Here is a 25,687-nt window from a genome sequence, read left to right as displayed (position 1 = left end):
ATTAGACGATCTCAACTTTGCCGCCAGCAGCTTCAACAGCCGCCTTGGCCTTTTCGCTGATAGCGTTGACTTTGAGAGTGACAGCCTTAGTGATCGTGCCGTAACCAAGAACCTTGATCGGCTTCTTGACACTGCGGACGAGACCCTGGTCGAAAAGAACCTTTGCGTCGAATTCAACAACGCCGGAGTTTTCGATAGCCTTGAGGTTCACGATCTGCGTATCACGCACGAACTGGGACTTGAAGCCGCGCTTCGGAATACGGCGATGCATCGGCATCTGGCCACCTTCGAAAGCAACACGACCGGCCTTAGCACTCTTACGAGCGCCAGCACCCTTCTGACCACGACCGCCAGTCGTACCCCAACCGGAGCCCGGACCACGGCCGATACGCTTACGTCCCTTCGTAAGGGCACTCTTGGCAGCATTGATACTATTGAGTTGCATGATTAAATCTCCTCGACCTTGATCAAGAAACGAACTGCATTGATCATGCCTTGGATAGCCGGATTCAGTTCGATTTCGTTAGAGGTTCCAATACCGTGAAGACCGAGAGCAGCAATGTTCGCTCTATGCTTCGGCTGGGTGTGGATCGTTCCCTTAACTTGGGTAATTCTCACTTTTTTCATTTCTTAGACCTCAGGCGTTCTGACCGCGCAATACAGCGTAGTCATTTTTGTTCTTCTGAGAAGTGAGACCTTCGATGCAAGCCTGCACCACGGTGCTCGGATTGGAAGAACCATAGATCTTGGTAAGAATGTTGTGGACGCCAGCGAGTTCCAAAACCGCACGAGCCGCAGCACCGGCGATAACGCCAGTACCAGGAGCAGCCGGAATCAAGCGGATGCGAGTTGCTCCATACTTGATTTCGATGTCGTGCGGAATGGTTCCGTCTTGAACGTTCACTTCGATAAGGTTGCGCTGAGCCGCTTCGGTACCCTTACGGATAGCTTCGGAAACTTCCTTAGCCTTGCCGAGGCCAACACCAATCTTGCCCTTCTTGTTGCCGACGACAACGAGAGCGCTGAAGGACATGCGACGGCCGCCCTTCACGGTCTTGGCACAGCGATTGATGTGCACAACTCTGTCTTCAAATTCAGAAACTTGAGCTTCGCGTTCCAAAGTGTACCTCTTAGAATTGGAGTCCGCCTTCACGAGCTCCCTCTGCGAGAGCCTGAACGCGACCGTGATAAATGTAACCGCCACGATCGAAGACAACAGCAGAGATGCCCTTAGCCTTCGCTTCATCAGCGATGAGATTACCGAGTTTCTTGCTCTGTTCGGTCTTTGTGAGTTCACCAAACTTAGCCTGGAAATCCTTAGAAGAGGTAGAAACCTGCACCAAGGACTTGTGAGAAACGTCGTCAATGATCTGAGCGATCATGTTAGAAAGCGTACGACGGACAGCAAGACGCGGACGTTCGGGGGTACCGTTGACGGTCTTGCGAACACGTGCATGACGCGCAATTCTGGACTCAAGTCTTTTCTTTGCAATAACAGCCATAACGTTACCTTATTTACCTGTCTTCTTGCCCTGCTTGCGGCGGACATATTCGCCAACGTACTTAACGCCCTTGCCCTTATACGGTTCTGGACGACGGTACTTGCGGATTTCTGCTGCAACCTGGCCAACTTTCTGCTTATCGATACCAGTGACGCTGATCTTCAGTGGATCAACAGCCTTCAAGGTGATTCCTTCCGGAGCCTTGTAAATAACCGGGTGGGAGAAGCCGAGAACAAGGTTCAGATCCTTGCCCTTCTGTTCCACGCGGTAACCGACACCGACTATTTCAAGATTCTTTTCGAAACCCTTGGAAACGCCTTCGACCATGTTAGCGACGAGAGCGCGGGTCGTGCCGTGAATTGCGCGGCTGAACTTCAAATCATCTGGACGTTCAAACGAAAGCTTGTCACCGTCGAGGTTGATCTTGATGAGGTCGTGCACCTTGGTAGAGAGCTTGCCAAGTTTGCCTTCGACCTGGATGTTCTGTCCATCCACTGCAACCTTAACGTCTGCAGGGATATGAATGATAGCTTTTCCGATACGAGACATCTTCTACCTCACCAGACCTTTGCGATGACTTCGCCGCCCACATTTTCCTTGCGAGCTTCGTGATCGGTCATCACACCTTTAGAAGTGGAGATAATAGCATAGCCAAGACCGTTGCGGACGCGCGGAAGCTTCGCTACATCGCTGTACATACGAAGACCCGAGCGGCTAACGCGCTGGATGCCCTGGATTGCCGGAACGCCGTTCGTGTAGCGGAGAAGGATCTTGAGGATGCCCTGCTTGCCATCTTCAACGACGACGAACTTCTTAATGAAACCTTTTTCCTGCAGAACGCGAGCGATTTCACGCTTCTGGTTGCTGGCAGGGATGTCCACCACAGGCGCTTTTGCCGCGACGGCATTGCGGATGCGAGTGAGCATATCGGCGATTGTATCTGTTGCCATTTTTTAATGCTCCTTACCAGGAAGATTTGGTGATACCCGGGATTTCACCGGCGAGTGCCATTTCGCGGAAGCAAATACGGCACAAACCGAAGCGACGCATGTAAGCGTGCGGTCTACCGCAACGCTTGCAGCGATGATACCCACGAACCGTGTATTTCGGAGTGCGCTTGCACTTTTCAATCATTCTTCTGCTTGCCATGGTATACCTTACTTCCTGAAGGGGAGACCAAGACCTTCGAGCAGAGCACGACCTTCGTCGTCCGTCTTAGCGGAAGTCACGAAGGAAATGTCCATACCGAGAGTCGTAGAGATTTTGTCAATATCGATTTCCACAAAGATCGACTGTTCCTTGATGCCGAGCGTGTAGTTACCGCTGCCATCAAAACCGCGACGCGGAAGACCACGGAAGTCACGCACACGCGGCAAGGAAATGTTGATAAAGCGATAGAGGAAATCCCACATGTTTTCGCCGTGGAGGGTCACCTTAGCGCCGATTCCAAGACCTTCGCGGAGCTTGAAATTGGAAATAGCCTTGCGAGCCTTCGTCACGATCGGCTTCTGACCGGTGATAGCGGCGAGTGTGTCGAGCGCTTCGTCCAAGATCTTGCGATTGGAAGCTGCGTCACCAACACCCATGTTGATAACGATCTTCTGCAGACGCGGAATCTGCATTACGTTCTTATAACCGAACTTTTCCTGGAGAGCCGGAACGACGGTCTTTTCGTAAACATCTTTCTTCATTGTGCTCATTGTTACGACCTCACAGAGCCTTTCCGGACTTGACGCTCACGCGAACGCTCTTCTTGCCCGCTTCACGGACACGACGAGTACGAACCGGAGTGGAACCTTCGAGAAGCATCACGTTAGAGATGTCAATCGGGAGTTCCTTTTCAACGATGCCACCAGTCTGATTGGTCTGGCTCGGCTTTTCATGACGCTTGTGAACGTTCACGCCAGCAACAATCACGCGACCCTTCTTCGGATCAACGCTGAGCACGGCACCGGTCTTTCCCTTATAGGAGCCGGAGATAACCTTCACGTTATCGTTCTTCTTGATGTTAGACATTAGAGCACCTCGGGTGCGAGAGAGATAATCTTTGTGAAATTGCGGTCACGAAGTTCGCGGGCCACAGGTCCAAAGATACGGGTTCCACGGGGTTCGCCGTCTTTCGTAATGAGGACGACAGCGTTATCATCGAAACGGATCAGGGATCCGTCCTTACGACTGATTTCCTTGCGTGTACGGACCACGACAGCATCTGCAACAGAGCCTTTCTTCACCTTGCTCTGGGGGATAGCGTCCTTGACAGCTACCTTGATGACGTCACCGATGCTGGCATAGCGTCGGTTAGATCCACCCAAAACTCGGATGCAGGCGACTTCTTTCGCACCGCTGTTATCGGCCACGACCAGTCTTGTTTCTTCTTGAATCATAGTATTCGCCTTACTCCAGAAGGATTACTTCTTCTTAGCCACGATCCGAACCAAGCGCCAGCGCTTCGTTGCGGAAAGGGGACGGGTTTCCATAATTTCCACGGTATCGCCCACTTCGGCTTCATTCTTTTCGTCATGAGCCTTGAACTTAGACGTGGATTTCATGATCTTGTTGTAAATCGGGTGACGCTTGCGGTCTTCAACCACAACCGTGATCGTCTTGTCCATAGCGCTAGACGAAACGACACCCTGTCTCACTTTACGAGAGTTTCTATCCATTTTTTGCTCCTGCCGGCTTAAGCCTTGGCCCTTTCGGTAAGAATGGTCTTGACGCGTGCGATGTCCTTACGGATAGCGCGTGCCGTCACAGGCTTCTCTACGCTGTTGCCAGTCTTAGCAGAGAACCGGTTGTTGAACAAGTCGAGGTTGAGCTGAGAGAGCTTTTCCTGAAGCTGTTCGGTGCTCAATTCTTTGAGTTCGCATGCTTTCATTAAATTTCCGAAGCCTCCACGATTTTAACTTTGATCGGCAACTTCTGTGCTGCATCACGGAGAGCCTTGAAAGCGAGATCGCGATCAACGCCATCCATTTCGAACATGATGCGGCCCGGGAGAACCACTGCAGCCCAGAATTCGACAGCGCCCTTACCCTTACCCATACGGGCTTCGGCAGGGTGACGCGTAACCGGCTTGCTCGGGAAAATGCGGATCCAAACGTGACCACCACGCTTGATGGTACGGGGCATCGTAATACGAGCAGCTTCGATCTGACGTGCCGTGATCCAGCACTTTTCGAGAGCCTGCATACCGTACACGCCGAAAGCGAGAGTGTCACCGCTAGTGGCACGTCCCTTCATACGACGTTTCTGTTCTTTGCGGAACTTAGTTCTTTTAGGACTCAGCATAATTTACTTCTCTCTCTTCGGTTCGGCCGTGAAAACGTCCTTACCAATTTTTTCGCCGTGCATGATCCAGACCTTGATACCGACAGAACCGTAAACGGTCTTAGCGGTAGCAGTTGCATAATCGATATCAGCACGAAGGGTGTGCAGAGGTACGCGACCTTCAGCATACTTTTCAACACGAGCGATTTCAGCACCACCGAGACGGCCACCGCACTGAATCTTCACGCCTTCGACGCCCATGCGCATTGCACTCTGCATCGCACGCTTCATCGCGCGACGGAAGGAAACACGCTTTTCAAGTTGACGAGCAATGTTTTCGGCAACGAGCTTCGCATCAGCTTCCGGACGCTTGATTTCGTGGACGCTAATATAGATTTCTTTGCCGGTAAGATATTGGAGTTCGCTCTTCAAACGATCCAATTCTTCGCCCTTTTTACCAATCACGACACCCGGACGGGCGGTGAAGAGGTTCACGTTCACCTTTTTGACGGTGCGTTCGATACCTACCTTAGCAAGGGAGGCATGTTCGAAGCGCTTCATCAAGTAGCGACGGAGGACGATATCTTCATAAAGGAAGTCTGCGAACTTATCGTTTTCGGCATACCACTTGGACTGCCAGTCATCGATAACGCCGAGACGAAGACCATACGGATGAGATTTCTGACCCATAGTTTACTCCTTATCAGCGTTGTCAGCAACAACGACGGTCAAGTGGGACAAAGGCTTGGCGATACGGTCTGCGCTACCATGGGAACGCGGACGCATACGCTTCATAATCGTAGCACCATCAGCATAGATGGAATCGATCTTGAGTTCTTCCGTAGTGACTGCACCCGGAGCCTTCTGCTTGAAGTTCGCAACAGCGGACTTGAGAGCGTTTTCGACGATCGGAGCACCCTTCTTCTTGTTGCGAAGAACGGAGAGAATTGCGAAAGCCTGATCAACAGACTTGCCACGAACCAAATCCGTAACCAAACGGAGCTTGAGCACACCGTAGCGGATATTCTTTACTTTTGCTGTAGCTTTCATTACTTGGATCCTCCTGCAGTTTCAACCTTACGGTGACCGCGGAAGGTACGGGTCGGAGAGAATTCACCGAGCTTGTGACCAACCATGTTTTCCGTCACATAAACCGGGATGAACTGCTTGCCGTTGTACACAGCAAAAGTCAAACCGACCATATCAGGAATGATGGTAGAACGACGGGACCAGGTCTTGATGGGCTGCTTCTTGTCGGAGCTGTTCATCGCCTTGGTCTTGACCAAAACGTGGGAATCCACGAAAGCACCTTTCTTAAGGGATCTCGACATAGCTTATGCCCTCTTCTTCTGGCGACGACGCACGATGTAGTGGTCTGTACGCTTGTTGTTACGAGTTTTCTTACCCTTGGCCGGCTTGCCCCACGGAGAAACCGGGTGACGACCACCAGAGGTTCGACCTTCACCACCACCGAGCGGGTGGTCGACCGGGTTCATCACGACACCGCGAACGGACGGACGAATACCGAGCCAACGGGATCGACCTGCAGAACCCGAAGATTCATTCATGTGGTCGATGTTGGAAACCTGGCCGATCGTTGCGAGAGCATCTTCCGGAATGTAGCGGATTTCACCACTCGGGAGACGGACCTGGCAGAGCTTGCCATCCTTCGCAATGAGTTCCGCACCAGCACCGGCGGATCGAGCAATCTGAGCACCCTTGCCCGGAATCATTTCGACGTTGTGAATCGTAGCGTTGAGCGGAATGTCCTTCAGCGGAAGAGCATTACCAATGCGGTATTCAGCACCGACACCGGAGTTGAGCACATCGCCGACCTTGATGTTAGCCGGAGCGATGATGTACTGACGCTTGCCATCTGCATACTTCACGAGAGCGATGCGCGCAGAACGGTTCGGATCGTATTCAATCGTTTCAACCGTGCACGGAATACCAACACGATTACGCTTGAAGTCAATAATACGGTAAGCCTTCTTGTGGCCACCACCGCGACGACGGGAAGTGATTTCACCAACGTTGCTACGGCCAGAGCTGCGCTTCTTGCCAACGGTAAGAGGCTTGTACGGCTTGTCAGCAGTGATTTCCTTCTTATCGTTCAGCTGCTTGTAACGCAGAGTCGGGGTAAGAGGTCTATAGCTTTTCAGACCCATAGTTACACTCCTTCAAACTCGGCAATCTTGTTGCCAGCCTTCAATGTGATGTAAGCCTTCTTCCAGTTGGACTTCTTGCCTACAGCCATACGAACACGTTTCATCTTGCCACGGTTGATCAAGGTATTCACGGAATCAACCTTCACGCCAAAGCGGGATTCGATTGCATTCTTGATTTCCTGCTTGGTAGCATCAAGACCGACCTTGAAAACATACTGGTGGACACCCGTGCGCGGGTTAACCATATTCTTGGAAGAACTTTCAGTGATGTGCGGTTCTTTCAGAATTTCGTGGAGTTCTTTCATCTGGAACCTCCAGTGAGTTCACCCAGAGCTTCCTGGGAGATCGCGATATTGTTTGCACGAACGAGATCGTAAGTGTTCACGTCCTGCACGCGAGCCGTACGAACCCAAGGAACGTTGGCGGAGGAGAGACGGAGATTCTTATCGTTCGAACCGACGAGGAAAAGCGCATTGCGCTGTTCGAGGCCAGCCTTCTTAACCACAGAGAGGAAGTCCTTGGTCTTCGGAGTTTCGAAAGAGAGGCTTTCGAACACGAGGATCTTGCCTTCCTGAGCCTTGTCGGAAAGGGCAGAATGGAAAGCGAGACGCTTCACCTTCTTGTTCACCTTTTCGAAGTAGTCGTGGGACTTCGGACCATGAGCCTTGTTACCACGGACCCAGATTGCGGAAGTGTTCTGACCAGCGCGAGCGCGACCGGTACCCTTCTGCTTCCACGGCTTTGTCGTACCACCGCTGACCTGAGAGCGAGTCTTGGTCTGAGCAGTACCCTGACGACGGTTGTTGAGGATTGCCTTGATGTGCAAGTAAATGCAGACCTTGTTAACCTCAGTATCGAAAACGGCCGGGAGATCGATTTCGTTCTTAAATTCGCCGCTAGCGGCGTAGAGCTTTGCCTTTGCCATTAGCCTTTCCTCACCACGATGACTCCATTCTTCGGGCCCGGAACAGCACCGCGAACAAAGATCAAATTGCGTTCACCGTCAACCTTGACCACCTGGAGGTGCTTGACTGTGACCTTCTTGTTACCATATTGACCAGCCATACGCTTACCCGGGAAAACACGACCCGGATAAGAGTGAGCAGAAAGACCACCCGGTTCACGGATGTTGTGAGTACCGTGACCACGAGGACCCGTGTGGAAACCGTGACGCTTCACAGTACCAGAGAAACCATGCCCCTTCGAGATACCCGAAACGTCAACAGTCTTCACTTCTGCGAAATCAGCAGCGCCGAATTCCTTGCCGATCGGCCATTCTTCGAGGTTTTCCACGTCAAATTCAGCGAGATAACCGCGAACATCGAGGTTAGCCTTCTTGAAGTGACCAATGGTTGCCTTATCTGCGCGAGATTCCTTGACGAGACCAAAACCGACCTGAATTGCGGTATAGCCGTCTTTTTCTTCAGTCTTGTGGCAAACGACCACGCACGGACCAGCTTCGAGAACCGTTACCGGAACGCATTCTCCGTTATCCGTGAATACTTGGGTCATTCCCAGCTTCTTTGCAAGAATACCGTTCATTTGTATTACACCTTAATTTCGACTTCGACACCTGCCGGCAATTCCAACTTCATCAGGGAATCAACGGTCTGCGGAGTAGCGTCCAGAATGTCAATCAAGCGTTTGTGGGTACGAGATTCAAACTGTTCACGGGACGCCTTATTGACATGCGGAGAGCGAAGAACCGTGTACTTCTGAATCTTGGTCGGGAGAGGGATCGGACCCGCGATGCGGGCTCCCGTGTTCTTTGCCGTATTTACGATATCTTGAGCGGAACGATCAATCATGCGATGATCGAACGACTTCAAGCAAATACGAATGCGTTCACCAGCCATTGTTATTCCTTACTTGATGATTTCAGTGACGGAACCAGCACCGACCGTACGGCCACCTTCGCGGATTGCGAAGCGGAGCTGCTGTTCCATAGCAACAGGTGCGATGAGTTCGACGTCGATCGTGACGGTGTCGCCCGGAGTCACCATTTCGATGCCTTCCGGAAGCTTGATCGTACCGGTAACGTCGGTCGTGCGGAAGTAGAACTGCGGACGATAGCCGTTCATGAACGGAGTATGACGGCCACCTTCTTCCTTCTTGAGAACGTAGATCTGGCCCTTGAAGTGGGCGTGCGGGGTGACGGACTTCGGAGCGGCGAGAACCATGCCGCGGATGATGTCCTTCTTTTCTGCGCCGCGGAGGAGGAGGCCGACGTTGTCGCCTGCCTGGGCGTCGTCGAGGAGCTTGCGGAACATTTCCACGCCCGTGACGACGTATTCGGTGGTTTCGCCGAGACCGATACGTTCGACCTTGTCGTTGAGACGGACGATACCGCGTTCGATACGGCCCGTCGCGACGGTGCCGCGACCGGTGATCGTGAACACGTCTTCGATCGGCATGAGGAACGGCTTTTCGGTTTCGCGTGCCGGCTGCGGGATGTATTCGTCGACAGCAGCCATGAGTTCCATGATCTTTTCCTGGTATTCCGCGTCGCCTTCGAGGGCCTTGAGTGCGGAGCCGCGGACGATCGGGGTGTTGTCGCCGTCGTAGCCGTACTGCTTGAGGAGGTCGCGGACTTCTTCTTCGACGAGTTCGAGGAGTTCCGGATCGTCGACCATGTCGCACTTGTTCAGGAACACGACGATCTTAGGAACGCCGACCTGGTGGGCGAGAAGGATGTGTTCGCGGGTCTGCGGCATCGGGCCGTCAGTCGCCGCGACGACGAGGATTGCGCCGTCCATCTGGGCGGCACCGGTCACCATGTTCTTGACGTAGTCGGCGTGCCCCGGGCAGTCGACGTGTGCGTAGTGACGGTTTGCAGTCTGGTATTCCACGTGGGAGGTATTGATCGTGATACCACGAGCCTTTTCTTCCGGTGCATTGTCGATTTCATCGAACTTCTTTGCAGCAGCGAGGCCCTTTGCAGCGAGAGTCGTGCAAATTGCGGCCGTCAGGGTCGTCTTACCGTGGTCAACGTGGCCGATTGTGCCAATGTTGCAATGCGGCTTGGTTCTTTCAAAATGTTCTTTTGCCATTTTTTCCTCTTCTTCACCAGAAGGTTTATCGCTTCAAGTCAGCGGATGAAACATTTCACCCTGATACTTCGGAAAGCATAGGAAGCGCTACTTCCCGAAATTGGAGTCCCAAATTTAGTTGTTTTTTATGAAAAGACAAGACTTTTTGAAAAATATTTTACAAAAAATATACAAACAGGGTAGGTTCGCCACTAGATATTGTGGACTCTATACCCTAAAAGGCGGATTGAATATTGTGCACGTCCCTTACAACCGGAACGGACCGACGTTGCATACCCGAAAAGATTTCGGAGCGGAAGCTCTGCCTTGAACGAATGCATAATTCCGTCACCGCCGATTTCGATAATTTTGCCTTCGCGGGATTGGATATCCCCGCTGAGCATTCCTGCATATTCCGCCGGACATTCGAGGGAAAGTTCCATATACGGCTCGTACAGGACGATGTCGGAGGCATGTATCAATTTGATGACCGCGTCAGAGCAAGCCTTTTTGATCATCGGAACGGAGACCGAGCCTTCGCAGTCGAAGAATCCAATCTGAAACTCCACGCCGACGAGGGGGCCTTTGCCCAAAAATCCGACTTCAGCACTTTCGAGAAGCGCAGAACGGATACCGGCAAGAATCTCAGGGGGCGCTTCTTCCAAGAATTCCCCGGAAAGACGAATATCCTTTTCGGATTCCGAAAGAGGCTTTGCAGATAGAGAGAGCTCTACCTTAAACGGGCCCGCCTGGAAAGAATTTTCGACGGGACCGAGCTTTTTTCGCAAGCGTTCCAGCCACATGACTTCGGGACTTCCCGCCCGAACATCACAACCAAATTCACGTTTGAGTCGTTCCATGACAACTTCGAGCTGCACCTCCCCCACCGTATGTAAAACCCAGTAGCCCGCTTCCGGGTGAGGAGTAATGCGAACGGACGGATCCATCCGCGTCAAGAGCTGAAGGCTTTTTTCGACAGAAGTGTAATCTTCTGCGCGGATACATTCCACGTGGGTCTGTAGCAGCGGATCATAGACTTCAGAAGAAGTTCCCGAATTCTGGAGCACATTTCCTTTAACGGAAAGGCGGGAACCGAGCGAAAGAGGCTTCGGAGAACGCAGAGCGTAGATGTCGCCTGCGACAATCTGCTGCACAGGTTCAAGCGTAGATGCCTTTAGGCGGAAAAATTCAAAATCGCTCGGAAATTTTTCACTCGAAAGATTTGCCATGCTGCGGAAGAGCGCGATTTCATCCATGTCGGAAAAATGTCTTAAGCGCACCACTTCGCCCAGGCAATTCGCCGGGAACTTGGGCGGCGGCGGAAGGAAAAACGAAAGTCCTGTCATGAGGCTTCGCACGCCGAAGTTTTCTTTGGCAGAGCCTGCATAGCAAAGCACATACTTGTCGGATGCACAAAGTTCTGCAAGTCCGCGGATAAGCGTTTTCGGGGGGACCTTCTCACCGTCCATGGCGAGGGAAAGAATTTCATCGTCGAATTCCGAGGCGGCTTCGACCGCTTCGGCGTAAGCGCCTTGAAGCTTTGCCGCGGCAGGATCCTTGGCGGAAAGCTTTTTCGCCTCTTCCTTGCCTTCGGATTGGATAAGCCTTGTACCGCTGATGACGTCAAGTTCCGATGCAATCTTCGTCGCACCATTAATTTGTGCGTATTCCGGAATGGAAAGCAACACGGGGCGTGCACCCAGATGTTCCTCAATAGCGATCAAGGTTTCATCGAGAGAAAAGTCCGGGTTGTCGAGCTTGTTGATGTAGACAAGCGTGCGGATTCCTTTTTTGCGAAGCTTCTTCCACGCAGAAAGCGTTTGCGTTTCAACGCCGTCCGCGGCAGAGACGATCAAGATGGCCCCTTCTACGGAAGAAAGCGCCATATCGACTTCTGCGCCAAAGTCCACATGCCCCGGCGTATCGATGAAATTGAACCAGATGTTTCGCCATTCAAAATGAGCGACGCCCGCTTCGATTGTAATACCGCGTTCCCGTTCTTCCGGAAGATAGTCCATGGTCGCAAGGCCATCTTCTACGTCACCGGGACGACGGACTTCCCCTGCGGTGAACAGAATACGTTCAGAAAGGGTCGTCTTGCCCGCATCCACGTGAGCTAGAATAGCGATGTTACGAATGGGCTGCATGCGCGAATTCTATCCGGCTTATTTTGCAAAGGTGGGCGTCGGATAGGAGCCGGTCGCCTTTTCCTTGGCAATTCTCCCGTTCACATACCGGGGCGTGCCGGATTTTTTCTTAACGGAACGAAGGGTTTTCTTGGGAATGGACGTCGGGTTTTGATGTATCAAAAGAAGCGCCGTAATGGACTTCGCGGGAAGTTCAAGAGAAAATTTGGCGTCGCTTGCCACGGCGGTTCCGTGCCGCAGGGCGTTTTCCGTGTGAGATACAAAAGTTTCGCCGGACAAATCCGAAAGGGTGAGCGTTTGCACCTGCGGCAGTGCCTCAAAATTTTCTACCGACAAATTCACCGCCTGCGACATTTTTTCGGAGCGGTTCACCAAAATAATCGTCATCGAATCCTGCGATTCTGTCACCGATGAATAGGCGGACACCAGGGAATCATTGCTAGAGGTCGATGCGACCCGAAATTCGTGGCCGTAGCGAATGAACAGGTGAACCACTTCATCCATGCCGTCCCCCCAACTCCAAGGAGTGAACAATTCCACGCCGTTGTCCATGAACGTTCCCAAAAAAGATGCGTAGATCAGCGCTGTCAGCATGGCGTCGTCCGTTGTCAAATCCGTTTCCGTCAATCCTAAACCAATGCCGTGATTTTTTCCAAAGTAGGCATTCATCCAATCGTTCAGGCGTTTGAAAATAAATTCTTTGACGATAGAATTATCCCAGCCACCGTTAACTTTTTTTATGCCGTTTGCTCCCGGATAAACGTATGTCGTATCGAAAAATACCCGATGCCAGTTGATGCGATCTTCGTATGTTTTTTCCGTCGGATACCAGTGAATGTCCAAAACATCCAGCAATTTGACGCCACTTGCCTTTTGCGCTTCGGCCACTTTTTTGATAAAGTATTCCAGCCAGCAATAATTGCGCTCCTCCGCCGCATTCGGGTCGGAATCCACTCCGCACCATTGCCATTCGTTCGCCGCCACAGGACCCGTCAGCTTGATATCTTTCCAAGCCTTTTTGGCTTTCTTCGCCACGTCCAAATAACGTTCGACCAAAAATTGCTGCGTTACGGTCAGCGGCAAGTCGCTGTGCGTCCCGCTCCAAATTTCCATTTCATTGTCCATGCTCCAGTATTCAAACCTTTTCATGTCCAACTTCACATCGTCCTTCCAATGGTTCAAAATGGCAACCGTCGAATCCGCTGGCCACTCCTCGTTGTAAAGGGAGTAATCCCCCGTTTTCAATGCGGTCTGTCCATCGGCAGAAGCTACACCACCACCAGCTAGATCCAAAGTGGATTTGGCCCACGAGCCATTCGTTTGAAAAAAATCCCAATCCTTAAAATTATAATCGGCAGATGAAGCGGCATAGCCCGAAAGCTGGAACGCATACATGGCATTAGCGCCGGGAAGCTTATCCTGAATCGTTTTGGCGGTTATGTCCCAGTCGTGGGGATAGACATTATTGTACCAGTCCGGGTGTACGGTCAATTTTTTACGCCAATTGTAACGCGTCGCGTTGTTCCCGTTATTCGCCCGGAAAAAACGAAAGCCGATTTCGTTCATCCGTTTGATGGTCGAATCTTCCGCAGCGATTTTAGCAGGATCACTTGTTTCTGCATCATTTAAACCGCTGATGTTTTTCCCGAAAATATACGGGGAAATTTTTTGTATTCCCGCTTTGGAATCCACCCGTACCTCTATCGCCGCAAGGGAAATCGCCGGGAGCGACATCACGGCGGCCAACATTCCCAAACCCCATTTTATACACCAACCCATGCTATTCTCCTTTCAATTAAAAATTCGGATCGATATGCCCTTTCCTAAGGCATCTTGCCTATAACAAGGAAGCGCCGCCAACCGCGACGCCTCTTGAACAAGCTATTTCAAAACCGCTAAGCTTTTTTCGCGCGGTGGCTGTTCGGAATCCATTCCGTCTTGTGGACTTCAGGAATGTCGTCGAGCAACTTCAGCGTGTTCGGTTCACTCGTGTTGTCGAGGACTTCTGCCGGAGTTCCCTGGTTCACGATTTTTCCCTTATGCATAATGAAAATGCGATCCGAAACATAGTTTGCAAGACCGATATCGTGAGTCACAAACACGACCGTCATCTTCAGCTGATCTTTCAACTTACGAAGATAGTCAAGGATGTTAGCACGAACGCAAGCGTCCACCATGGATGTCGCTTCGTCAGCGATCAAAACCTTCGGACGAAGAGCAAAGATACGGGCAAGAAGCATTCGCTGCATCTGGCCGCCGGAAAGTTCGAACGGATATTTACCTTCGATATCTTCCGGTTTCACGTTCACCGCCATCAAGCCTTCATCGACACGTTGGCGGATTTCTTCCTTACTCGGCTTGTCCTTGAGAATGTTCAGAGCATCTTCAAGCTGGCTGCGAATGGTGAAGAACTGGTTAAAGCATCCAAACGGATCCTGGAAAACAAACTGGACTTCGTTCCAATGAGACTTCTGATTCTTGATCGGAGCTCCGCGATAAGTGAATTCGCCTTCCGTCGGTTTGTAAAGGCCGAGCATGATCTTTGCAAGAACGGATTTACCGCAGCCCGAACCGCCCACGATCGAAATGAATTCTTCGTCATAAATGTCGAAGGTCACATTATCGACAGCGGTCTTCAAATTTTTGCCAGCACCAAAAGTTTTGCTGACTCCCTTTGCAGAAAAAACTACGGGCTTATCACTTTGCATAATCGCACCTCACATCACGATCGCCGACAACGCGGAGATTCTGGGTATTCTTCTTGCAATCTTCACATGCCATTTTGCAACGCGGAGCAAAGCGGCAACCAACGATTTTGTTTCTGAGGCTAGGAGGCGCACCTTCGATAGCCACCGGATGACGAGAACGCTGGCTCGCTTCCGTGCTAAGCATGGCGCCCATCAAAGCCTTGGTATACGGATGACGCGGATCCTTCACGACCTGTTCCGCTGTACCCTTTTCCACGATTTCGCCAGCATACATAATAGCGATATTATCGGCAACATGATACAACAGCGGAAGTTCATGCGTGATGAAAATCATCGTCTGGAAAATTCCCTTGTCCAGAAGATCGAAAATCATCTTGATCACTTCCTTCTGAGTCGAAACGTCCAAAGCGGATGTCGGTTCGTCTGCAATCACCATCTGAGGATTCAAAATGGTGGAAATGCCGATCACGGAACGCTGACGTTCACCAGCGGTCAACTGAATCGGGAAGGAATTCAGAACGCGCTTTGTGTCCATACCGAACAAGTCAAAGCGTTCGCAAAGACGATCGTAAATTTCCTTGCTGTCCAAAGCCTTGCCCGGCTGTTGGTGAGCGGCGATCACGTCTGCAGCGATGTCCTTGATTTTGCGGACCGGGTTCAGAGCATTGAATGCGCCCTGTGGAATCATAGAAACCTTCTGAGCGAGAACGTTTGCACGCACATCGCTAATCGAGCGATGCATCAGGGATTCCATTTCACCCTTTTCGTTTCTCACACGCACATCACCCGATTCCGGATAAAGCGGCGGAATGCACATACCCATAAGACCGCTCACGAGAGTGGACTTACCGCAACCGGATTCACCCGCGATACCGAGGATTTCACCCTGTTTCATCGAGAACGAAACATTGGTCACAGCATGGGTTTTGTCGCCAAAACGTCCGAGATAATAGAGGCTGAGATTGTCTACTTCAAAAACATTATCTGACATAGGATAAACCTCTTACTTGCGAAGACGTGGGTTGAATACGCCTTCCATCGACGTATTGATCAAATACAGAGCGAACACGGTCAAAGTGACGACGAGTGTTGCCGGCAAGAACGCAATCCAAATGGAGTCAGCGAGAGCGCCGTTATCCTTAGCCTGGTTCAAAATGATACCCAACGAAGTGGTATCCACAGGGCCAAGGCCAATCATCGAAATGGAAGCTTCGGAAAGAATTCCGGAACCTACCTGCATGATGAACACCATGAACACATAAGAAAGCAAATACGGAAGCACGTGCTTAATCACAATCGTCAAAGTGCTAGCGCCATTGATACGAGCGAGCGCAATGTGGTCGCGGCTACGGAGAGACGAAGCCTGAGCACGAACGGCACGAGCAGACCAGCTCCAAGCGGTAAGACCGATCACCACGCCGATCAAAGTCAATGAGCGGCCTTCCTTAAAGGCGGAGCTAATGAGCACGAGAATCACGAACTGCGGGATAACGATGAAGAGGTTCGTTCCCATGTTCAAGATTTCGTCAATCCATCCACCGCGGAAACCGCCAAACAGACCGATCAAAACACCGAGAGTCGTTGCAATGATACCGGCAAGGAAACCCACATAAAGGGAGTTGCCAAGGCCTTCGATCAAAAGCGAAACATAGTCGCGGCCAAGACGGTCAGTACCGAGCAAGTGAGCTGCGCTAGAACCCGCATAAGGGCCAGCCATGATATCACGAGCGTGGGTGTCAACATTGTAGAACAGCGGTCCAAAGACAGCGATCAACAGTGTAAGAACAAAGATCGAGATGCCGATGACAAACATCGGAGATTTGAGAAGGTTTTTAAGAAGCTTTCCCATGATTACTTACCTCCCATCTGAAGACCGGCCTTAACGCGCGGATCGAAAATCGCGATTAAGACGTCAACGGCGAAGTTTGCAACAAGAACGCAGGTAGAAATCATCAAGGTGCAACCCTGAATGGTAGCGTAATCCTGCTTATTAATGGCGTCGAGCATAGCCATGCCGAGGCCCGGGTAAGAGAAGATCATTTCAGTAATGAGAGCGCCGCCAACCATTGCACCAAGAGACTGAGCAAGACCGGTGAGCTGCGGGAGCATCGCATTGCGGAACACATAGCTGATGATGCGTCCTTCACGAAGTCCAAGCCACTTCGCATACTTCATGTAATCCGTACCGAGCTCATAAATGGACATGGAACGCATACCTGTTGCCTGACCGGAAAGAAGAATCGGGAAGCAGGAGAAGAACGGAAGGATATAGTACCAACCTACGCTCTTCAAACAAGCCCAGGAGAACGTAAATTCAGAAATATCCGGGCTCATGTTACCCACAGCCGGGAACCAGCCAAGAGTGATCGAGAAGAGAGCCACGAGAAGCATACCGAACACAAAGTACGGAACACCATTCAAGAACATCGCAACCGGGAAAAACACCTTATCAAAGATGCCACGCTTGTAAGCAGCAAAAGCGCCAAGAAGGTTACCGATGATCCAGCCCAAAAGAATGGTCGGAGCCTGAATCAAAAGCGTCCACGGAAGGGCGTTCTTAATAATGGTCGTCACTTCGGTATTGTTCGTATAAGACTTGCCAAGGTCACCCTTGCACACATTGCCAATGTAAGAGAAGAACTGAGAGATTGCAGAAGCACGCTTTGGTTCGGTCTTGAGAACGACTTCGTCCACCATGACGGTGTCCTGACGTTCTGCCTGGACCTGTTCCATAACGGCGACTTTTTCAACCTTGGCGACCTTCTTTTTAGTCTTCGGGTCTTTTTCCATCACCGGCTTGCCCTTCGCATCAAGGACCGGTTTTTCTTCAAAAACAGGCTTACCTTCCGCATCAAGCTTTTGACGTTCCACCATCTTCGGAGTTCCGTCTTCGTTCACAACCTTCACAGTCGTTACAACCGGAGCACCATTTTCGTCAAGTTTTGCAACCTTACGAGTAACGGCGTTGCCAGCACTATCCAATTCAGGTTCGTAAATAGGATTGCCCTGATCGTCCAATTCGGCCATGCCGAAAGAAACCAGGAGTTCGGCTTTCTTCTTCTGAGCTTCAGTCGGAGAAAGACCCTTACCGGCCTGACCCATAATGATGTCAACCGGATCGCTACCGCCCACACGAGGCAATGCGAAGTTCAAAGCCACCGCAAAGAAGAAGGTCAGGAGATACCAGAACCCCTTCTGCAGGACATAGCGAAGCATAGGATATTGTTTAAGCATTTGTATTCCTTTTAACCTTTATTTTGCAAGCTTCAAGTTCCAGAGGATCTTGGTGCCGGAAGCAACCCAAGGAAGCTGAGCCGGAGCATAAGGATTCTCAGCGGTAGGCCAATTCGTCCACACGCGATCGCTGAATTCATAGAACTGTTCCGGCAGATAAACCAGCGGAATAGACGGTTGATCTTCCATGAAGATCTTGTTCAATTCACGATAAGCCTTTGCAATTTCGGAAGAATCGGTCATCAGCGGAATTGCAGACAAAAGCTGATCCACTTCCGGGCGGTATTCCGGAGAACCCGGCTTGTTGTAACGTCCGATGTTCACACCAGCCCAACCGCCAAGCGGCTGCCAATCACGAGAAGACATGATTTCGTTGAAGCGGCTCCACGGAAGAGACGGTGTTACATCTGCGACCGGCTTGTGCATCACCAAGTCAAAGTTTCCAAGACCCATAGCCGGCCAATACTGACCACCATCCACAAAGCCTTCACGGATATCGATACCAGCCTTACGCATACCGTCAACAGCGATCGTCACCATGGCTTCCCAGTCGGTCCATCCAGCAGGAGACGTAATCGAAAGCGTCGGCAAACGTTCACCCTTAGCATTTTCCATGTGATTGAGAGAGCCATCTTCGTTGAAGACGGATTTGATGCCCGCTTCGGAAAGCATCTGCTTCACCACGTTCAAACGTTCTGCATCATCGGTAATCGAAAGATTTGCACCGTACGTAGAAAGGTCTTCGTCAACAATATACTTGCCTTCCAAATCGGTCGGCATAATGAGTCCAGGTTTCAAAGAGGAAGTGTAATTCGAAACTGCAAACTGACGGAGTGCGGTATAGTCGATTGCAGTAGCCAGTGCACGACGGAAACGCTTGTCGTTAAGCGGTTCCTTCGTCGTGTTGATGACGAGCATCGGCATCGCACCCGGGCGAAAGTAAGGAGGTTCGTTCCACCAAGTGTGAACGCCTGCGCCAGCCTTACGTTCGATACGCGGAATGAAGCTCTGGGAAGCGTCCAAGTTGCCTTCGCGCATGGCGATCGTGTTATGTTCGTTGTTCTTGTAAATCGGGTGAACGATATACTTAGGAGCCGGCAGCTGGCCGTTATGGAGAGCCGCGTTTCCCCAATAATCATCACGACGCTTCAAGATAATTTTGGATTCGTTGTAGGACTGAAGGCCATAAGGACCGGAAACAACCGGATTTTGATCCATGAGCATCTTCTTGACTTCGTCCAGGCCCTTTTCCTTAATCATCGGTTCAAAGACATGGGCCGGAGCGATACGAGTCGCCTGCAATAAGTCACGCACGGTAAGCGGATTATTTCGAGCCTGCTTGTTCACCATAAAAGAAAGACGTTCCACAGGGCCTGCGTCATTTTTCAAAGTATCAACGTGAATAGCAGAAATCTGTTCCGCGGTGTTAATCGAGCCGCGGAGGAACATGAAAGTCACATCGTTAGAGGTAACCGGTTTACCATCGCTCCACTTTGCCGCCGGGTTCAAATCCACAACGATACTATCGTTGTTGGAAAGTTCTTCAACCAAATGGCCCAAAAGATCTTCGATCTGACCATTCAAAGAGTTGTACGTAATCAACGGTTCGTACATCAGGTTGAAGCGACCGCCTACCGGCCAGGATGCAGCCCAGCTTTCTGCCAACGGGTTGAAAGAACCCGGTGCTGAATTCTGCTGACCAGACAAGTAAAGCGTTTCCTGACGGAGTAACGCGCCGTTAGCCATTTCGCCATCCGAAGATGCGCCACCGCAACCGACCAAAACGCTAAAACACGCCGACAAGGCAAGTGTGCCTGTGGCGATTGTTTTCAATGAATTCATCTATAATCCTCTTGATGTTTCTGCACAAGAAAGTCCAGTTTAAACTTGACAAGCATAATTTACATTTCTTTTGCCATAAATCAGGCCATGTAAATTTTTTCATACGATTTCTGCAAACAGATAAACTTTTATTCCCAAAACAAAAAAGGCTCAAGCTCCAATTATAAGATTAAATCGCGATTTTCCGAAGCATAGCGGATTATACAAGGCTTGCCGTCATATACGCAAAGAGGCGCCCCCGAAAGGGCGCCTCTTTCAGCAATTCTAATGGTTAGAAATTACTTCTTGCAGCACTTCTTGCAGGCAGCCTTCTTAGCAGCCGGCTTTACAGCCTTGCGAGGATCGCCTGCGTAGACAGCCTTCTTGCCGAGTTCTTCTTCGATGCGGAGAAGACGGTTGTACTTGCAGACGCGGTCCGTACGGGAGAGAGAACCCGTCTTGATCTGGCCAGCGGCGGTACCGACGGCGAGGTCCGCAATGAAGGTGTCTTCCGTTTCACCAGAACGGTGAGAAACGATCGGAGCATAGCCTTCGACCTGAGCGCGCTTGATAGCAGCGAGGGTTTCAGAAACGGAACCCACCTGGTTCACCTTGATGAGGATGGCGTTAGCGATGCCGGCCTTGATGCCTTCGTCGAAGATGGTCGGGTTCGTCACGAACAGGTCGTCACCCACGAGGTTGATCTTGGACCCAAGCTTGTCGGTCATGACCTTCCAGCCAGCCCAGTCAGCTTCATCGAGACCGTCTTCGATGGAGAAGATGGAATACTTGTCAATGAGCTTTTCATAGAGCTTCACCATGTCGGCAGACTTGAGAGTCTTCTTGGTGCTCTTCTTGAAGGTGTAGGTTTCCGGCTTGCCAGCCTTGGTGTTCTTGTCGCAGAATTCGGAAGAAGCAACGTCAAGAGCGATCTTGATGTCAGTGCCGAACTTGTAACCGGCATTGGTGGTTGCAGTCTTCAAAGCGTCGAGAGCCTTTTCGAGGGTCATCACGCCAGTGATTTCGTAACCGAACTTGTTCTTAGCCGGCTTGATAGAAACACCAGGAGCGAAGCCGCCTTCGTCACCAACGGTGGTGTCGAAGCCACCCTTCTTCAACACAGCCTTGAGGGCGTGGAAGATTTCGGTGACCATCTGGAGGCCCTTGGAGAAAGTCTTTGCGCCAACCGGAGCAATCATGAATTCCTGGAAGTCGATCGGAGCGCTAGAGTGTGCACCGCCGTTGATCACGTTGCACATCGGGCACGGGAGCGTGAGCTTCTTGGTGCCATGGAGATTGGCGATATACTGATAAAGCGGAAGGCCTGCGTCCTTAGCGGCAGCAACGCAGACAGCCATGGAAACGCCGAGGATAGCGTTTGCACCGAGCTTGTTCTTGAGCATGCGGTTGCCGTCGAGAGCAATCATGGCATCGTCAACTTCGGTCTGCTTGGACGGATCCATGCCGATGATCTTCTTAGCAATCTTGGTGTTCACGTTCTTCACAGCAGTGAGCGTGCCCTTACCGCAGTAAGTCTTCTTGTCACCGTCGCGGAGTTCGCAAGCTTCGCGTTCGCCGGTGGAAGCGCCGCTCGGAACAGCAGCGTGACCGGTCACACCGTTTTCGAGGGTAACATCAACTTCGAGGGAGGGATTGCCGCGAGAATCGAGGATCTGGCGGGCAACAACGGATTTAATTTTAGAAGCCATATTTTTTGCCTTTTGGTTAGAGTGAAAAGTCGTTGAAAATATATAAAATTTTTCAACTTCGGTTCACCGACTATCCACACCATATGCAAAACCAGAAATGCTATAGACCAACGCAACGCTTTCTCGGACTCGAAGAAAACTATTTTTCAAACAAATGGTCCAAGGAATTCCACGCCCACCTTGCCACGCTGCTTAGGAGAAACGTCGCTATCATCGCTACAAGCGGTGAATGCGCAAAGCACCACGATGGCAAGCAAAAAGAATTGCTTCGTAGAGTCTTCTTTTTAAAAGCCGAGCATTGCTACTTATCCAGTACTTGAATCCGGAATCCTTTTCCCGATTTCAGCGGTTTCAACAAAAAGACACCGTTCCGATTCACCAAGTTCCCGATTTTGAATTGCAACTCTTCCCGGCTTTTGCCTGAAATCGTTCCGAGCCAATTTCCTTGAAAATCAAATACACGATATTCAGCAGAAATTGCCTTTTGGAATTGCATTGACGGTGTTTTGATACTAGTATGTTCTTCGTTTCCGGCAAGACGGAATTGAATCCAGTCTATATTGATATAGCTCTTGACAATTTTCAATTTCAAAACATGCTCCCCTCTATCCAGTTCCACGGAACCCAATGCTATTTCTTTGTATGTATCAAATGTAGAATCCACTTTGGCAACGAAAATCGGGTCTAAAATCCGCTTTTCATCGATGTATAGTTCAAAACCTGCTGTATCCATAGCAGTTGCTACACGAGCATCCACATTATAAACACCATTGGAATCCACATGAATAGTATACTCCGTCCATTCATCAGCAACCGTGTATCCCAAAGCGTAACCATCCCCCGTTTCAACGATATCCACCCCATCTTCTCGATACATCCCGCCCCTGTTTTCGGCATCCATATCATGATAGGACTTTCCTTCTCCCCCTAAATCGTAATTTTCACTTTCAATTTTGCCCGGAATACTCTTTGCCTCCTCCCCAAAAGGCGCTTGAGGAATAGAAGGCGTTATGTAAATGCGATAGGCATAGTAAACATTCTGGATATGGATTGGAATCGTAATGGAGGAATTTGACACTTCGTATTCCTGGCTAGATTCAAGAATTGTAGAGGCAACGGCCGAATCCTTGTCTACCCAAACGACATATTCAACATCAACATTGACCTTGTTTCCAAAGACTTCGGGAATGTTGTCAATTTTTACAGGGACTTCCCCTAGGGTATTTCCTCCCACAACAATGCTCGCCACTTTTCTTTGTAAATCTACAGCGGCAAATCCATCGACACTGTCGCTCTTGTCATTTGGCGGAATGACTTTTGCCATATAACCGCTCATGTCTCCATACCATTTGTATAAATACCAACCGCCCCCGCGTTCATTTTTTGCCGTGAGCAAGCTTCCCAGACGTCCGGGCAAATTGGTGAACCACCAAGAAATCATCGCGCTTTCCACCCCATGACGTTCAAATTTAGCGATAAATGGCACAGAAACTCCCGGGCAACCTTCCAACGTATGCGTGCCGGATGAATACTCATTAATACTCACCGCGCGTGGCGTTACATTGTACTTTTTTTCAAGACTCCGATAATGTTCAATGGCGCCAACAAATCCTTCGGAACCCCATTGATGCCAGCTGATAACATCGGGCAAGCAATCGTTTTCCGAACAATACTTTATAAAAGCCTCCATGCGGCTGCTGTTGTACCAAGCATACGAGGGACCAATGATTCTTGCTTCCGGATCTTTTTGACGAATAAAGTCATAAGTTGTTTTCCATAATCCGGAATTAAAATCGATGGTCGTACTTGTCCAAGTTCCGCCGGGTTCATTCCAAATTTCATAGCCATCAAAATTCTGTACCTTGGCCGCTTTTCTATCTTCGATGACAGATTCCACTTCAGAAAGCCAATGATTCATGTCTTTGAAATTATAGGGCCATCCCGGTAGAATGTCAGCCAGCCGAATATGAATCTTCGCTGTGGTATTTTCAATCCGTGGAGAAACGAGAAACGCACCGCCAATCGGTTGTTGACGCCCCTGTCCGCTACGGGCAGGAGCCAAAAAAGCGTTCGGTTTCAAAGGTTCCACGTCCCTGGCTATATCGACAGGATAAGTTTCCGTCAACCCATACAAAGACCCTGTTGCTACATGAGTTACAGGGCGAATACTATCGCCAAGACGAACATGAAGAGAGGTTTCCGCCAATGACGTTGATGCAAAAAAGCAAGAAATTACAACAAACGCCGAAGTTATAGCCTTACAATGCATTCTAGACACCCTAACATCCTTAGCGAAACTTTTTGTTTATCGCTACAAAAAAATAGCCGAATAAAGCAAAAGATTGATAACCCTTACAAAATGATTATTGACAAATTGTCCACAAAGGCAATGACGAAATGGAAATTCCAAAGGCATCCATTCATGACGCTGCAAAACATCAAAAGATAATTTAGGGCTATCGTTTTTAGGAAATCATTGACGGAACAAACACTTTACAAGAATTTCTCCCATTTGACTTGACGTCGTAAAGAGCGAGATTGGCAGCACAAAAACGGCTGGATTCGTATTTTAAACCGATGCAGTAGCATTCTTGGCGGAATCGCATTCATTCTAATCATCACTTACCTTGTTCCCACCGTGGTCATTCCCCTCACTTCAAATGGCGAATTTCGCACGTGGGTAGACGCAACCGCCATCTTCTCATATCTCACAGCGGGAATTCCCATGATCCTTCTCGCCGCTTTCCTCGTACTTTCCCATCTCGCAATGATTTTCGGCATGGTAGATCCGGGCATTGCAGGATACTCCCCCGAAAAATCGGTCCAAGTGGAAAAACACCTCCATCATGGCATATAATTTATAATGCATGAAGTTTTACCACCATTTCCCGACCTCTTTGAATTTTGGATTTGTATCAAATGTTCCTGAGATGCGAAATCGGATCCGTTTGTGGCGTTCAATGGCAGAGGCAGCATAAAATGCGTGTAAGACACAACATTCAATGGTTCCCCGTTATACGGTATTATTTGAAATTTATTGGTATTCAAATCAATAATTTTCATCCGAGAATCGTTCACAATACTTCTTTGATTCAAAAAAGAGGTATTTATTTCAGAATAAATTTTTTTTCCTTTTTGAACAAAGAAAACGGAGACCGATTGCTTTGAACCAGCTGTAGAAACAGATGTGCGAACATTAATTTCTATAGAATCGCCTGATATAGAATTTTTCTTCAAGTTTGCTCGAACCTGATCAAGCGTTAAAGCAAAAGAATGTATGGAAATTATTAGCAGAATGAACAATAGTATTTTACGCAATTAATCCTTTATGCAACGAATAGACATATAAGCAGCAGAATGACCTTCCCCAGTCACAACGCTAGCAATATTCACTTGATACGCTTTTCCTGAAGTTTTCATTGTCGCAAGCCAATAATTCGCAGAAATATGCAAAGATTGTAATTCACCTGAAGACCATAAATAGCCACTAGGAATTGCCGAAAAGCCACATTCATCCACACCGTTTTTTGAAAACTCCGACCCATCCCAAAGTGTTTCACTTTTAAATCTATCAGCAGTGGATTCATCCTCATATTTGCCCATCATATCAACGACATATGAAAGATCATCTTTGGTTGGCACATGCCATCCCATGGGACAAACAGAATCGACTCTAGCATAGTCTAGCTTACCATGTTCATCATTGTTCTCTTGCAAAGAATAGTATCGCCCCCAAAAATTACAATCCGAATCACCGTTGTCATAACAGATACTATAGTCTGTTTCATAATTCAAGTTATCAGCCATCCAAACCTGGTTGCCAATGGTCGTGTATTTATACACTTGCCCATCCCGTTCATCAACAAATGTTCCTCGACCGCTTTCTGGACAGACTTCGTTAGCGTTCCAGCTATTGCTATCGTCAGAACACGATGCTAAGAATGCGGCAAGAGTGATTGACAAAAAAGCTTGTTTCTTATTCATTTTGATTACCTCTATTTTAAAAGTTGCCATGTTAAAATACGAGAACCTTGACGGAGAACGAGATAGCATCCTGCCGAAAGACTAAAATCGGACTTGGGGCATGCCCCCAAAGCAAATT

At 49.7% G+C, this 25,687-nt stretch carries 32 protein-coding genes and 1 pseudogene; 1 reads left to right on the top strand and 32 read right to left on the bottom strand.

The genetic code is table 11. The features are described from left to right. Window position 1: 1 nt before the first annotated feature. The 31 genes from rplO to BGX16_RS07240 form a co-directional block, all read right to left on the bottom strand. A complete protein-coding gene (gene rplO / locus BGX16_RS07395; RefSeq protein ID WP_100425473.1) occupies window positions 2-445 on the bottom strand; it encodes a 50S ribosomal protein L15 in 444 nt (147 codons plus the stop codon). A 2-nt stretch (window positions 446-447) separates the two neighbouring features. Then, entirely contained in the window at window positions 448-627 is a 180-nt protein-coding gene (gene rpmD / locus BGX16_RS07390) for a 50S ribosomal protein L30 (protein WP_100425472.1), read from the bottom strand. A gap of 10 nt (window positions 628-637) precedes the next feature. Further along, window positions 638-1,120: a 30S ribosomal protein S5 gene (rpsE, locus tag BGX16_RS07385; protein WP_241899490.1), complete on the bottom strand. Its 483-nt coding sequence runs from the start codon at window positions 1,118-1,120 to the stop codon at window positions 638-640. Window positions 1,121-1,130: 10 nt separating this feature from the next. After that, window positions 1,131-1,502, bottom strand: coding sequence for a 50S ribosomal protein L18 (gene rplR, locus BGX16_RS07380; protein WP_100425470.1), 372 nt, complete (start codon window positions 1,500-1,502; stop codon window positions 1,131-1,133). Window positions 1,503-1,511: 9 nt separating this feature from the next. Next, complete coding sequence (gene rplF / locus BGX16_RS07375) at window positions 1,512-2,051, bottom strand: 50S ribosomal protein L6 (RefSeq protein WP_100425469.1); 540 nt, start codon at window positions 2,049-2,051, stop codon at window positions 1,512-1,514. A gap of 8 nt (window positions 2,052-2,059) precedes the next feature. Further along, window positions 2,060-2,452, bottom strand: coding sequence for a 30S ribosomal protein S8 (gene rpsH, locus BGX16_RS07370; RefSeq protein ID WP_100425468.1), 393 nt, complete (start codon window positions 2,450-2,452; stop codon window positions 2,060-2,062). A 13-nt stretch (window positions 2,453-2,465) separates the two neighbouring features. Next, on the bottom strand, window positions 2,466-2,651 hold the full coding sequence (locus tag BGX16_RS07365) for a type Z 30S ribosomal protein S14 (RefSeq protein ID WP_073305497.1): 186 nt from the start codon (window positions 2,649-2,651) through the stop codon (window positions 2,466-2,468). An 8-nt stretch (window positions 2,652-2,659) separates the two neighbouring features. Then, window positions 2,660-3,202: a 50S ribosomal protein L5 gene (rplE, locus tag BGX16_RS07360; RefSeq protein WP_100425467.1), complete on the bottom strand. Its 543-nt coding sequence runs from the start codon at window positions 3,200-3,202 to the stop codon at window positions 2,660-2,662. Between the two features lie 10 nt (window positions 3,203-3,212). Then, window positions 3,213-3,518 carry a 50S ribosomal protein L24 gene (gene rplX / locus BGX16_RS07355; protein ID WP_100425466.1) on the bottom strand — a complete coding sequence of 102 codons (306 nt, stop codon included), beginning with the start codon at window positions 3,516-3,518 and terminating at the stop codon, window positions 3,213-3,215. Further along, window positions 3,518-3,886, bottom strand: coding sequence for a 50S ribosomal protein L14 (gene rplN / locus BGX16_RS07350; protein WP_100425465.1), 369 nt, complete (start codon window positions 3,884-3,886; stop codon window positions 3,518-3,520). Before rplN ends, rplX begins: the two co-directional genes overlap by 1 nt. Window positions 3,887-3,910: 24 nt before the next feature. Further along, window positions 3,911-4,165, bottom strand: a complete 255-nt coding sequence (rpsQ, locus tag BGX16_RS07345) for a 30S ribosomal protein S17 (protein WP_100425464.1) — start codon at window positions 4,163-4,165, stop codon at window positions 3,911-3,913. A gap of 17 nt (window positions 4,166-4,182) precedes the next feature. Further along, entirely contained in the window at window positions 4,183-4,377 is a 195-nt protein-coding gene (gene rpmC / locus BGX16_RS07340) for a 50S ribosomal protein L29 (protein ID WP_100425463.1), read from the bottom strand. Continuing rightward, window positions 4,377-4,790 (bottom strand): 50S ribosomal protein L16, encoded by a 414-nt coding sequence (gene rplP, locus BGX16_RS07335; RefSeq protein ID WP_100425462.1) that lies wholly within the window; start codon window positions 4,788-4,790, stop codon window positions 4,377-4,379. Before rplP ends, rpmC begins: the two co-directional genes overlap by 1 nt. Window positions 4,791-4,793: 3 nt before the next feature. Then, the gene (gene rpsC / locus BGX16_RS07330) at window positions 4,794-5,459 is read right to left on the bottom strand and encodes a 30S ribosomal protein S3 (RefSeq protein WP_100425461.1); all 666 of its coding nucleotides are present in this window, start codon (window positions 5,457-5,459) and stop codon (window positions 4,794-4,796) included. 3 nt (window positions 5,460-5,462) lie between these two features. Further along, on the bottom strand, window positions 5,463-5,819 hold the full coding sequence (gene rplV / locus BGX16_RS07325; protein WP_100425460.1) for a 50S ribosomal protein L22: 357 nt from the start codon (window positions 5,817-5,819) through the stop codon (window positions 5,463-5,465). Further along, entirely contained in the window at window positions 5,819-6,100 is a 282-nt protein-coding gene (gene rpsS / locus BGX16_RS07320) for a 30S ribosomal protein S19 (protein ID WP_100425459.1), read from the bottom strand. The genes rplV and rpsS overlap by 1 nt, the downstream gene beginning before the upstream one ends. 3 nt (window positions 6,101-6,103) lie before the next feature. After that, window positions 6,104-6,937 carry a 50S ribosomal protein L2 gene (gene rplB / locus BGX16_RS07315; RefSeq protein WP_100425458.1) on the bottom strand — a complete coding sequence of 278 codons (834 nt, stop codon included), beginning with the start codon at window positions 6,935-6,937 and terminating at the stop codon, window positions 6,104-6,106. A 2-nt stretch (window positions 6,938-6,939) separates the two neighbouring features. Continuing rightward, the gene (rplW, locus tag BGX16_RS07310) at window positions 6,940-7,242 is read right to left on the bottom strand and encodes a 50S ribosomal protein L23 (protein ID WP_100425457.1); all 303 of its coding nucleotides are present in this window, start codon (window positions 7,240-7,242) and stop codon (window positions 6,940-6,942) included. Further along, window positions 7,239-7,862 carry a 50S ribosomal protein L4 gene (gene rplD / locus BGX16_RS07305; protein ID WP_100425456.1) on the bottom strand — a complete coding sequence of 208 codons (624 nt, stop codon included), beginning with the start codon at window positions 7,860-7,862 and terminating at the stop codon, window positions 7,239-7,241. The genes rplW and rplD overlap by 4 nt, the downstream gene beginning before the upstream one ends. Further along, window positions 7,862-8,479, bottom strand: coding sequence for a 50S ribosomal protein L3 (gene rplC / locus BGX16_RS07300; RefSeq protein ID WP_100425455.1), 618 nt, complete (start codon window positions 8,477-8,479; stop codon window positions 7,862-7,864). Before rplC ends, rplD begins: the two co-directional genes overlap by 1 nt. Before the next feature lie 5 nt (window positions 8,480-8,484). Next, the gene (gene rpsJ / locus BGX16_RS07295) at window positions 8,485-8,793 is read right to left on the bottom strand and encodes a 30S ribosomal protein S10 (protein ID WP_100425454.1); all 309 of its coding nucleotides are present in this window, start codon (window positions 8,791-8,793) and stop codon (window positions 8,485-8,487) included. A gap of 9 nt (window positions 8,794-8,802) precedes the next feature. Further along, the gene (gene tuf, locus BGX16_RS07290; protein ID WP_100425431.1) at window positions 8,803-9,987 is read right to left on the bottom strand and encodes an elongation factor Tu; all 1,185 of its coding nucleotides are present in this window, start codon (window positions 9,985-9,987) and stop codon (window positions 8,803-8,805) included. A gap of 191 nt (window positions 9,988-10,178) precedes the next feature. After that, entirely contained in the window at window positions 10,179-12,113 is a 1,935-nt protein-coding gene (locus tag BGX16_RS07285) for a GTP-binding protein (RefSeq protein ID WP_100425453.1), read from the bottom strand. An 18-nt stretch (window positions 12,114-12,131) separates the two neighbouring features. Then, window positions 12,132-13,892, bottom strand: a complete 1,761-nt coding sequence (locus tag BGX16_RS07280; protein ID WP_241899488.1) for a glycoside hydrolase family 44 protein — start codon at window positions 13,890-13,892, stop codon at window positions 12,132-12,134. 116 nt (window positions 13,893-14,008) lie between these two features. Further along, on the bottom strand, window positions 14,009-14,821 hold the full coding sequence (locus BGX16_RS07275; RefSeq protein ID WP_100425451.1) for an ABC transporter ATP-binding protein: 813 nt from the start codon (window positions 14,819-14,821) through the stop codon (window positions 14,009-14,011). Then, window positions 14,811-15,812 carry an ABC transporter ATP-binding protein gene (locus BGX16_RS07270; RefSeq protein WP_100425450.1) on the bottom strand — a complete coding sequence of 334 codons (1,002 nt, stop codon included), beginning with the start codon at window positions 15,810-15,812 and terminating at the stop codon, window positions 14,811-14,813. Before BGX16_RS07270 ends, BGX16_RS07275 begins: the two co-directional genes overlap by 11 nt. Window positions 15,813-15,824: 12 nt before the next feature. Continuing rightward, a complete protein-coding gene (locus BGX16_RS07265; RefSeq protein ID WP_100425449.1) occupies window positions 15,825-16,670 on the bottom strand; it encodes an ABC transporter permease in 846 nt (281 codons plus the stop codon). A gap of 2 nt (window positions 16,671-16,672) precedes the next feature. Further along, window positions 16,673-18,055, bottom strand: a complete 1,383-nt coding sequence (locus BGX16_RS07260; protein ID WP_100425448.1) for an ABC transporter permease — start codon at window positions 18,053-18,055, stop codon at window positions 16,673-16,675. 18 nt (window positions 18,056-18,073) lie between these two features. Then, window positions 18,074-19,897, bottom strand: a complete 1,824-nt coding sequence (locus BGX16_RS07255) for an ABC transporter substrate-binding protein (RefSeq protein ID WP_100425447.1) — start codon at window positions 19,895-19,897, stop codon at window positions 18,074-18,076. Between the two features lie 278 nt (window positions 19,898-20,175). Next, entirely contained in the window at window positions 20,176-21,585 is a 1,410-nt protein-coding gene (eno, locus tag BGX16_RS07250) for a phosphopyruvate hydratase (RefSeq protein WP_100425446.1), read from the bottom strand. Window positions 21,586-21,886: 301 nt separating this feature from the next. Next, complete coding sequence (locus BGX16_RS07240) at window positions 21,887-23,854, bottom strand: carbohydrate-binding protein (RefSeq protein ID WP_100425444.1); 1,968 nt, start codon at window positions 23,852-23,854, stop codon at window positions 21,887-21,889. 288 nt (window positions 23,855-24,142) lie between these two features. Between BGX16_RS07240 and BGX16_RS15140 the strand changes: the two are divergent. Continuing rightward, window positions 24,143-24,442 (top strand): annotated as a pseudogene (locus tag BGX16_RS15140) (DUF6803 family protein); the annotation flags it as partial. Between the two features lie 461 nt (window positions 24,443-24,903). Here the strand turns inward: BGX16_RS15140 and BGX16_RS07220 are convergent. Then, the gene (locus BGX16_RS07220) at window positions 24,904-25,569 is read right to left on the bottom strand and encodes an FISUMP domain-containing protein (protein WP_157797924.1); all 666 of its coding nucleotides are present in this window, start codon (window positions 25,567-25,569) and stop codon (window positions 24,904-24,906) included. Between the last annotated feature and the right edge of the window lie 118 nt (window positions 25,570-25,687).

The sequence above is a fragment of the Hallerella succinigenes genome, from assembly GCF_002797675.1.
Taxonomy (GTDB): Bacteria; Fibrobacterota; Fibrobacteria; order Fibrobacterales; family Fibrobacteraceae; genus Hallerella; species Hallerella succinigenes.
Note: the sequence above shows the minus strand (reverse complement) of the source record. Positions and strands in the feature narration are given on the sequence as shown.

Coding starts and splice junctions, on each gene's coding strand:
- rplO (WP_100425473.1), bottom strand. CDS start 445: ATGCAACTCAATAGTATCAATGCTGCCAAGAGTGCCCTTACGAAGGGA.
- rpmD (WP_100425472.1), bottom strand. CDS start 627: ATGAAAAAAGTGAGAATTACCCAAGTTAAGGGAACGATCCACACCCAG.
- rplR (WP_100425470.1), bottom strand. CDS start 1,502: ATGGCTGTTATTGCAAAGAAAAGACTTGAGTCCAGAATTGCGCGTCAT.
- rplF (WP_100425469.1), bottom strand. CDS start 2,051: ATGTCTCGTATCGGAAAAGCTATCATTCATATCCCTGCAGACGTTAAG.
- rpsH (WP_100425468.1), bottom strand. CDS start 2,452: ATGGCAACAGATACAATCGCCGATATGCTCACTCGCATCCGCAATGCC.
- BGX16_RS07365 (WP_073305497.1), bottom strand. CDS start 2,651: ATGGCAAGCAGAAGAATGATTGAAAAGTGCAAGCGCACTCCGAAATAC.
- rplE (WP_100425467.1), bottom strand. CDS start 3,202: ATGAGCACAATGAAGAAAGATGTTTACGAAAAGACCGTCGTTCCGGCT.
- rplX (WP_100425466.1), bottom strand. CDS start 3,518: ATGTCTAACATCAAGAAGAACGATAACGTGAAGGTTATCTCCGGCTCC.
- rplN (WP_100425465.1), bottom strand. CDS start 3,886: ATGATTCAAGAAGAAACAAGACTGGTCGTGGCCGATAACAGCGGTGCG.
- rpsQ (WP_100425464.1), bottom strand. CDS start 4,165: ATGGATAGAAACTCTCGTAAAGTGAGACAGGGTGTCGTTTCGTCTAGC.
- rpmC (WP_100425463.1), bottom strand. CDS start 4,377: ATGAAAGCATGCGAACTCAAAGAATTGAGCACCGAACAGCTTCAGGAA.
- rplP (WP_100425462.1), bottom strand. CDS start 4,790: ATGCTGAGTCCTAAAAGAACTAAGTTCCGCAAAGAACAGAAACGTCGT.
- rpsC (WP_100425461.1), bottom strand. CDS start 5,459: ATGGGTCAGAAATCTCATCCGTATGGTCTTCGTCTCGGCGTTATCGAT.
- rplV (WP_100425460.1), bottom strand. CDS start 5,819: ATGAAAGCTACAGCAAAAGTAAAGAATATCCGCTACGGTGTGCTCAAG.
- rpsS (WP_100425459.1), bottom strand. CDS start 6,100: ATGTCGAGATCCCTTAAGAAAGGTGCTTTCGTGGATTCCCACGTTTTG.
- rplB (WP_100425458.1), bottom strand. CDS start 6,937: ATGGGTCTGAAAAGCTATAGACCTCTTACCCCGACTCTGCGTTACAAG.
- rplW (WP_100425457.1), bottom strand. CDS start 7,242: ATGAAAGAACTCCACGAAATTCTGAAAGAACCGCACATCACTGAAAGT.
- rplD (WP_100425456.1), bottom strand. CDS start 7,862: ATGGCAAAGGCAAAGCTCTACGCCGCTAGCGGCGAATTTAAGAACGAA.
- rplC (WP_100425455.1), bottom strand. CDS start 8,479: ATGAACGGTATTCTTGCAAAGAAGCTGGGAATGACCCAAGTATTCACG.
- rpsJ (WP_100425454.1), bottom strand. CDS start 8,793: ATGGCTGGTGAACGCATTCGTATTTGCTTGAAGTCGTTCGATCATCGC.
- tuf (WP_100425431.1), bottom strand. CDS start 9,987: ATGGCAAAAGAACATTTTGAAAGAACCAAGCCGCATTGCAACATTGGC.
- BGX16_RS07285 (WP_100425453.1), bottom strand. CDS start 12,113: ATGCAGCCCATTCGTAACATCGCTATTCTAGCTCACGTGGATGCGGGC.
- BGX16_RS07280 (WP_241899488.1), bottom strand. CDS start 13,892: ATGGGTTGGTGTATAAAATGGGGTTTGGGAATGTTGGCCGCCGTGATG.
- BGX16_RS07275 (WP_100425451.1), bottom strand. CDS start 14,821: ATGCAAAGTGATAAGCCCGTAGTTTTTTCTGCAAAGGGAGTCAGCAAA.
- BGX16_RS07270 (WP_100425450.1), bottom strand. CDS start 15,812: ATGTCAGATAATGTTTTTGAAGTAGACAATCTCAGCCTCTATTATCTC.
- BGX16_RS07265 (WP_100425449.1), bottom strand. CDS start 16,670: ATGGGAAAGCTTCTTAAAAACCTTCTCAAATCTCCGATGTTTGTCATC.
- BGX16_RS07260 (WP_100425448.1), bottom strand. CDS start 18,055: ATGCTTAAACAATATCCTATGCTTCGCTATGTCCTGCAGAAGGGGTTC.
- BGX16_RS07255 (WP_100425447.1), bottom strand. CDS start 19,897: ATGAATTCATTGAAAACAATCGCCACAGGCACACTTGCCTTGTCGGCG.
- eno (WP_100425446.1), bottom strand. CDS start 21,585: ATGGCTTCTAAAATTAAATCCGTTGTTGCCCGCCAGATCCTCGATTCT.
- BGX16_RS07240 (WP_100425444.1), bottom strand. CDS start 23,854: ATGCATTGTAAGGCTATAACTTCGGCGTTTGTTGTAATTTCTTGCTTT.
- BGX16_RS07220 (WP_157797924.1), bottom strand. CDS start 25,569: ATGAATAAGAAACAAGCTTTTTTGTCAATCACTCTTGCCGCATTCTTA.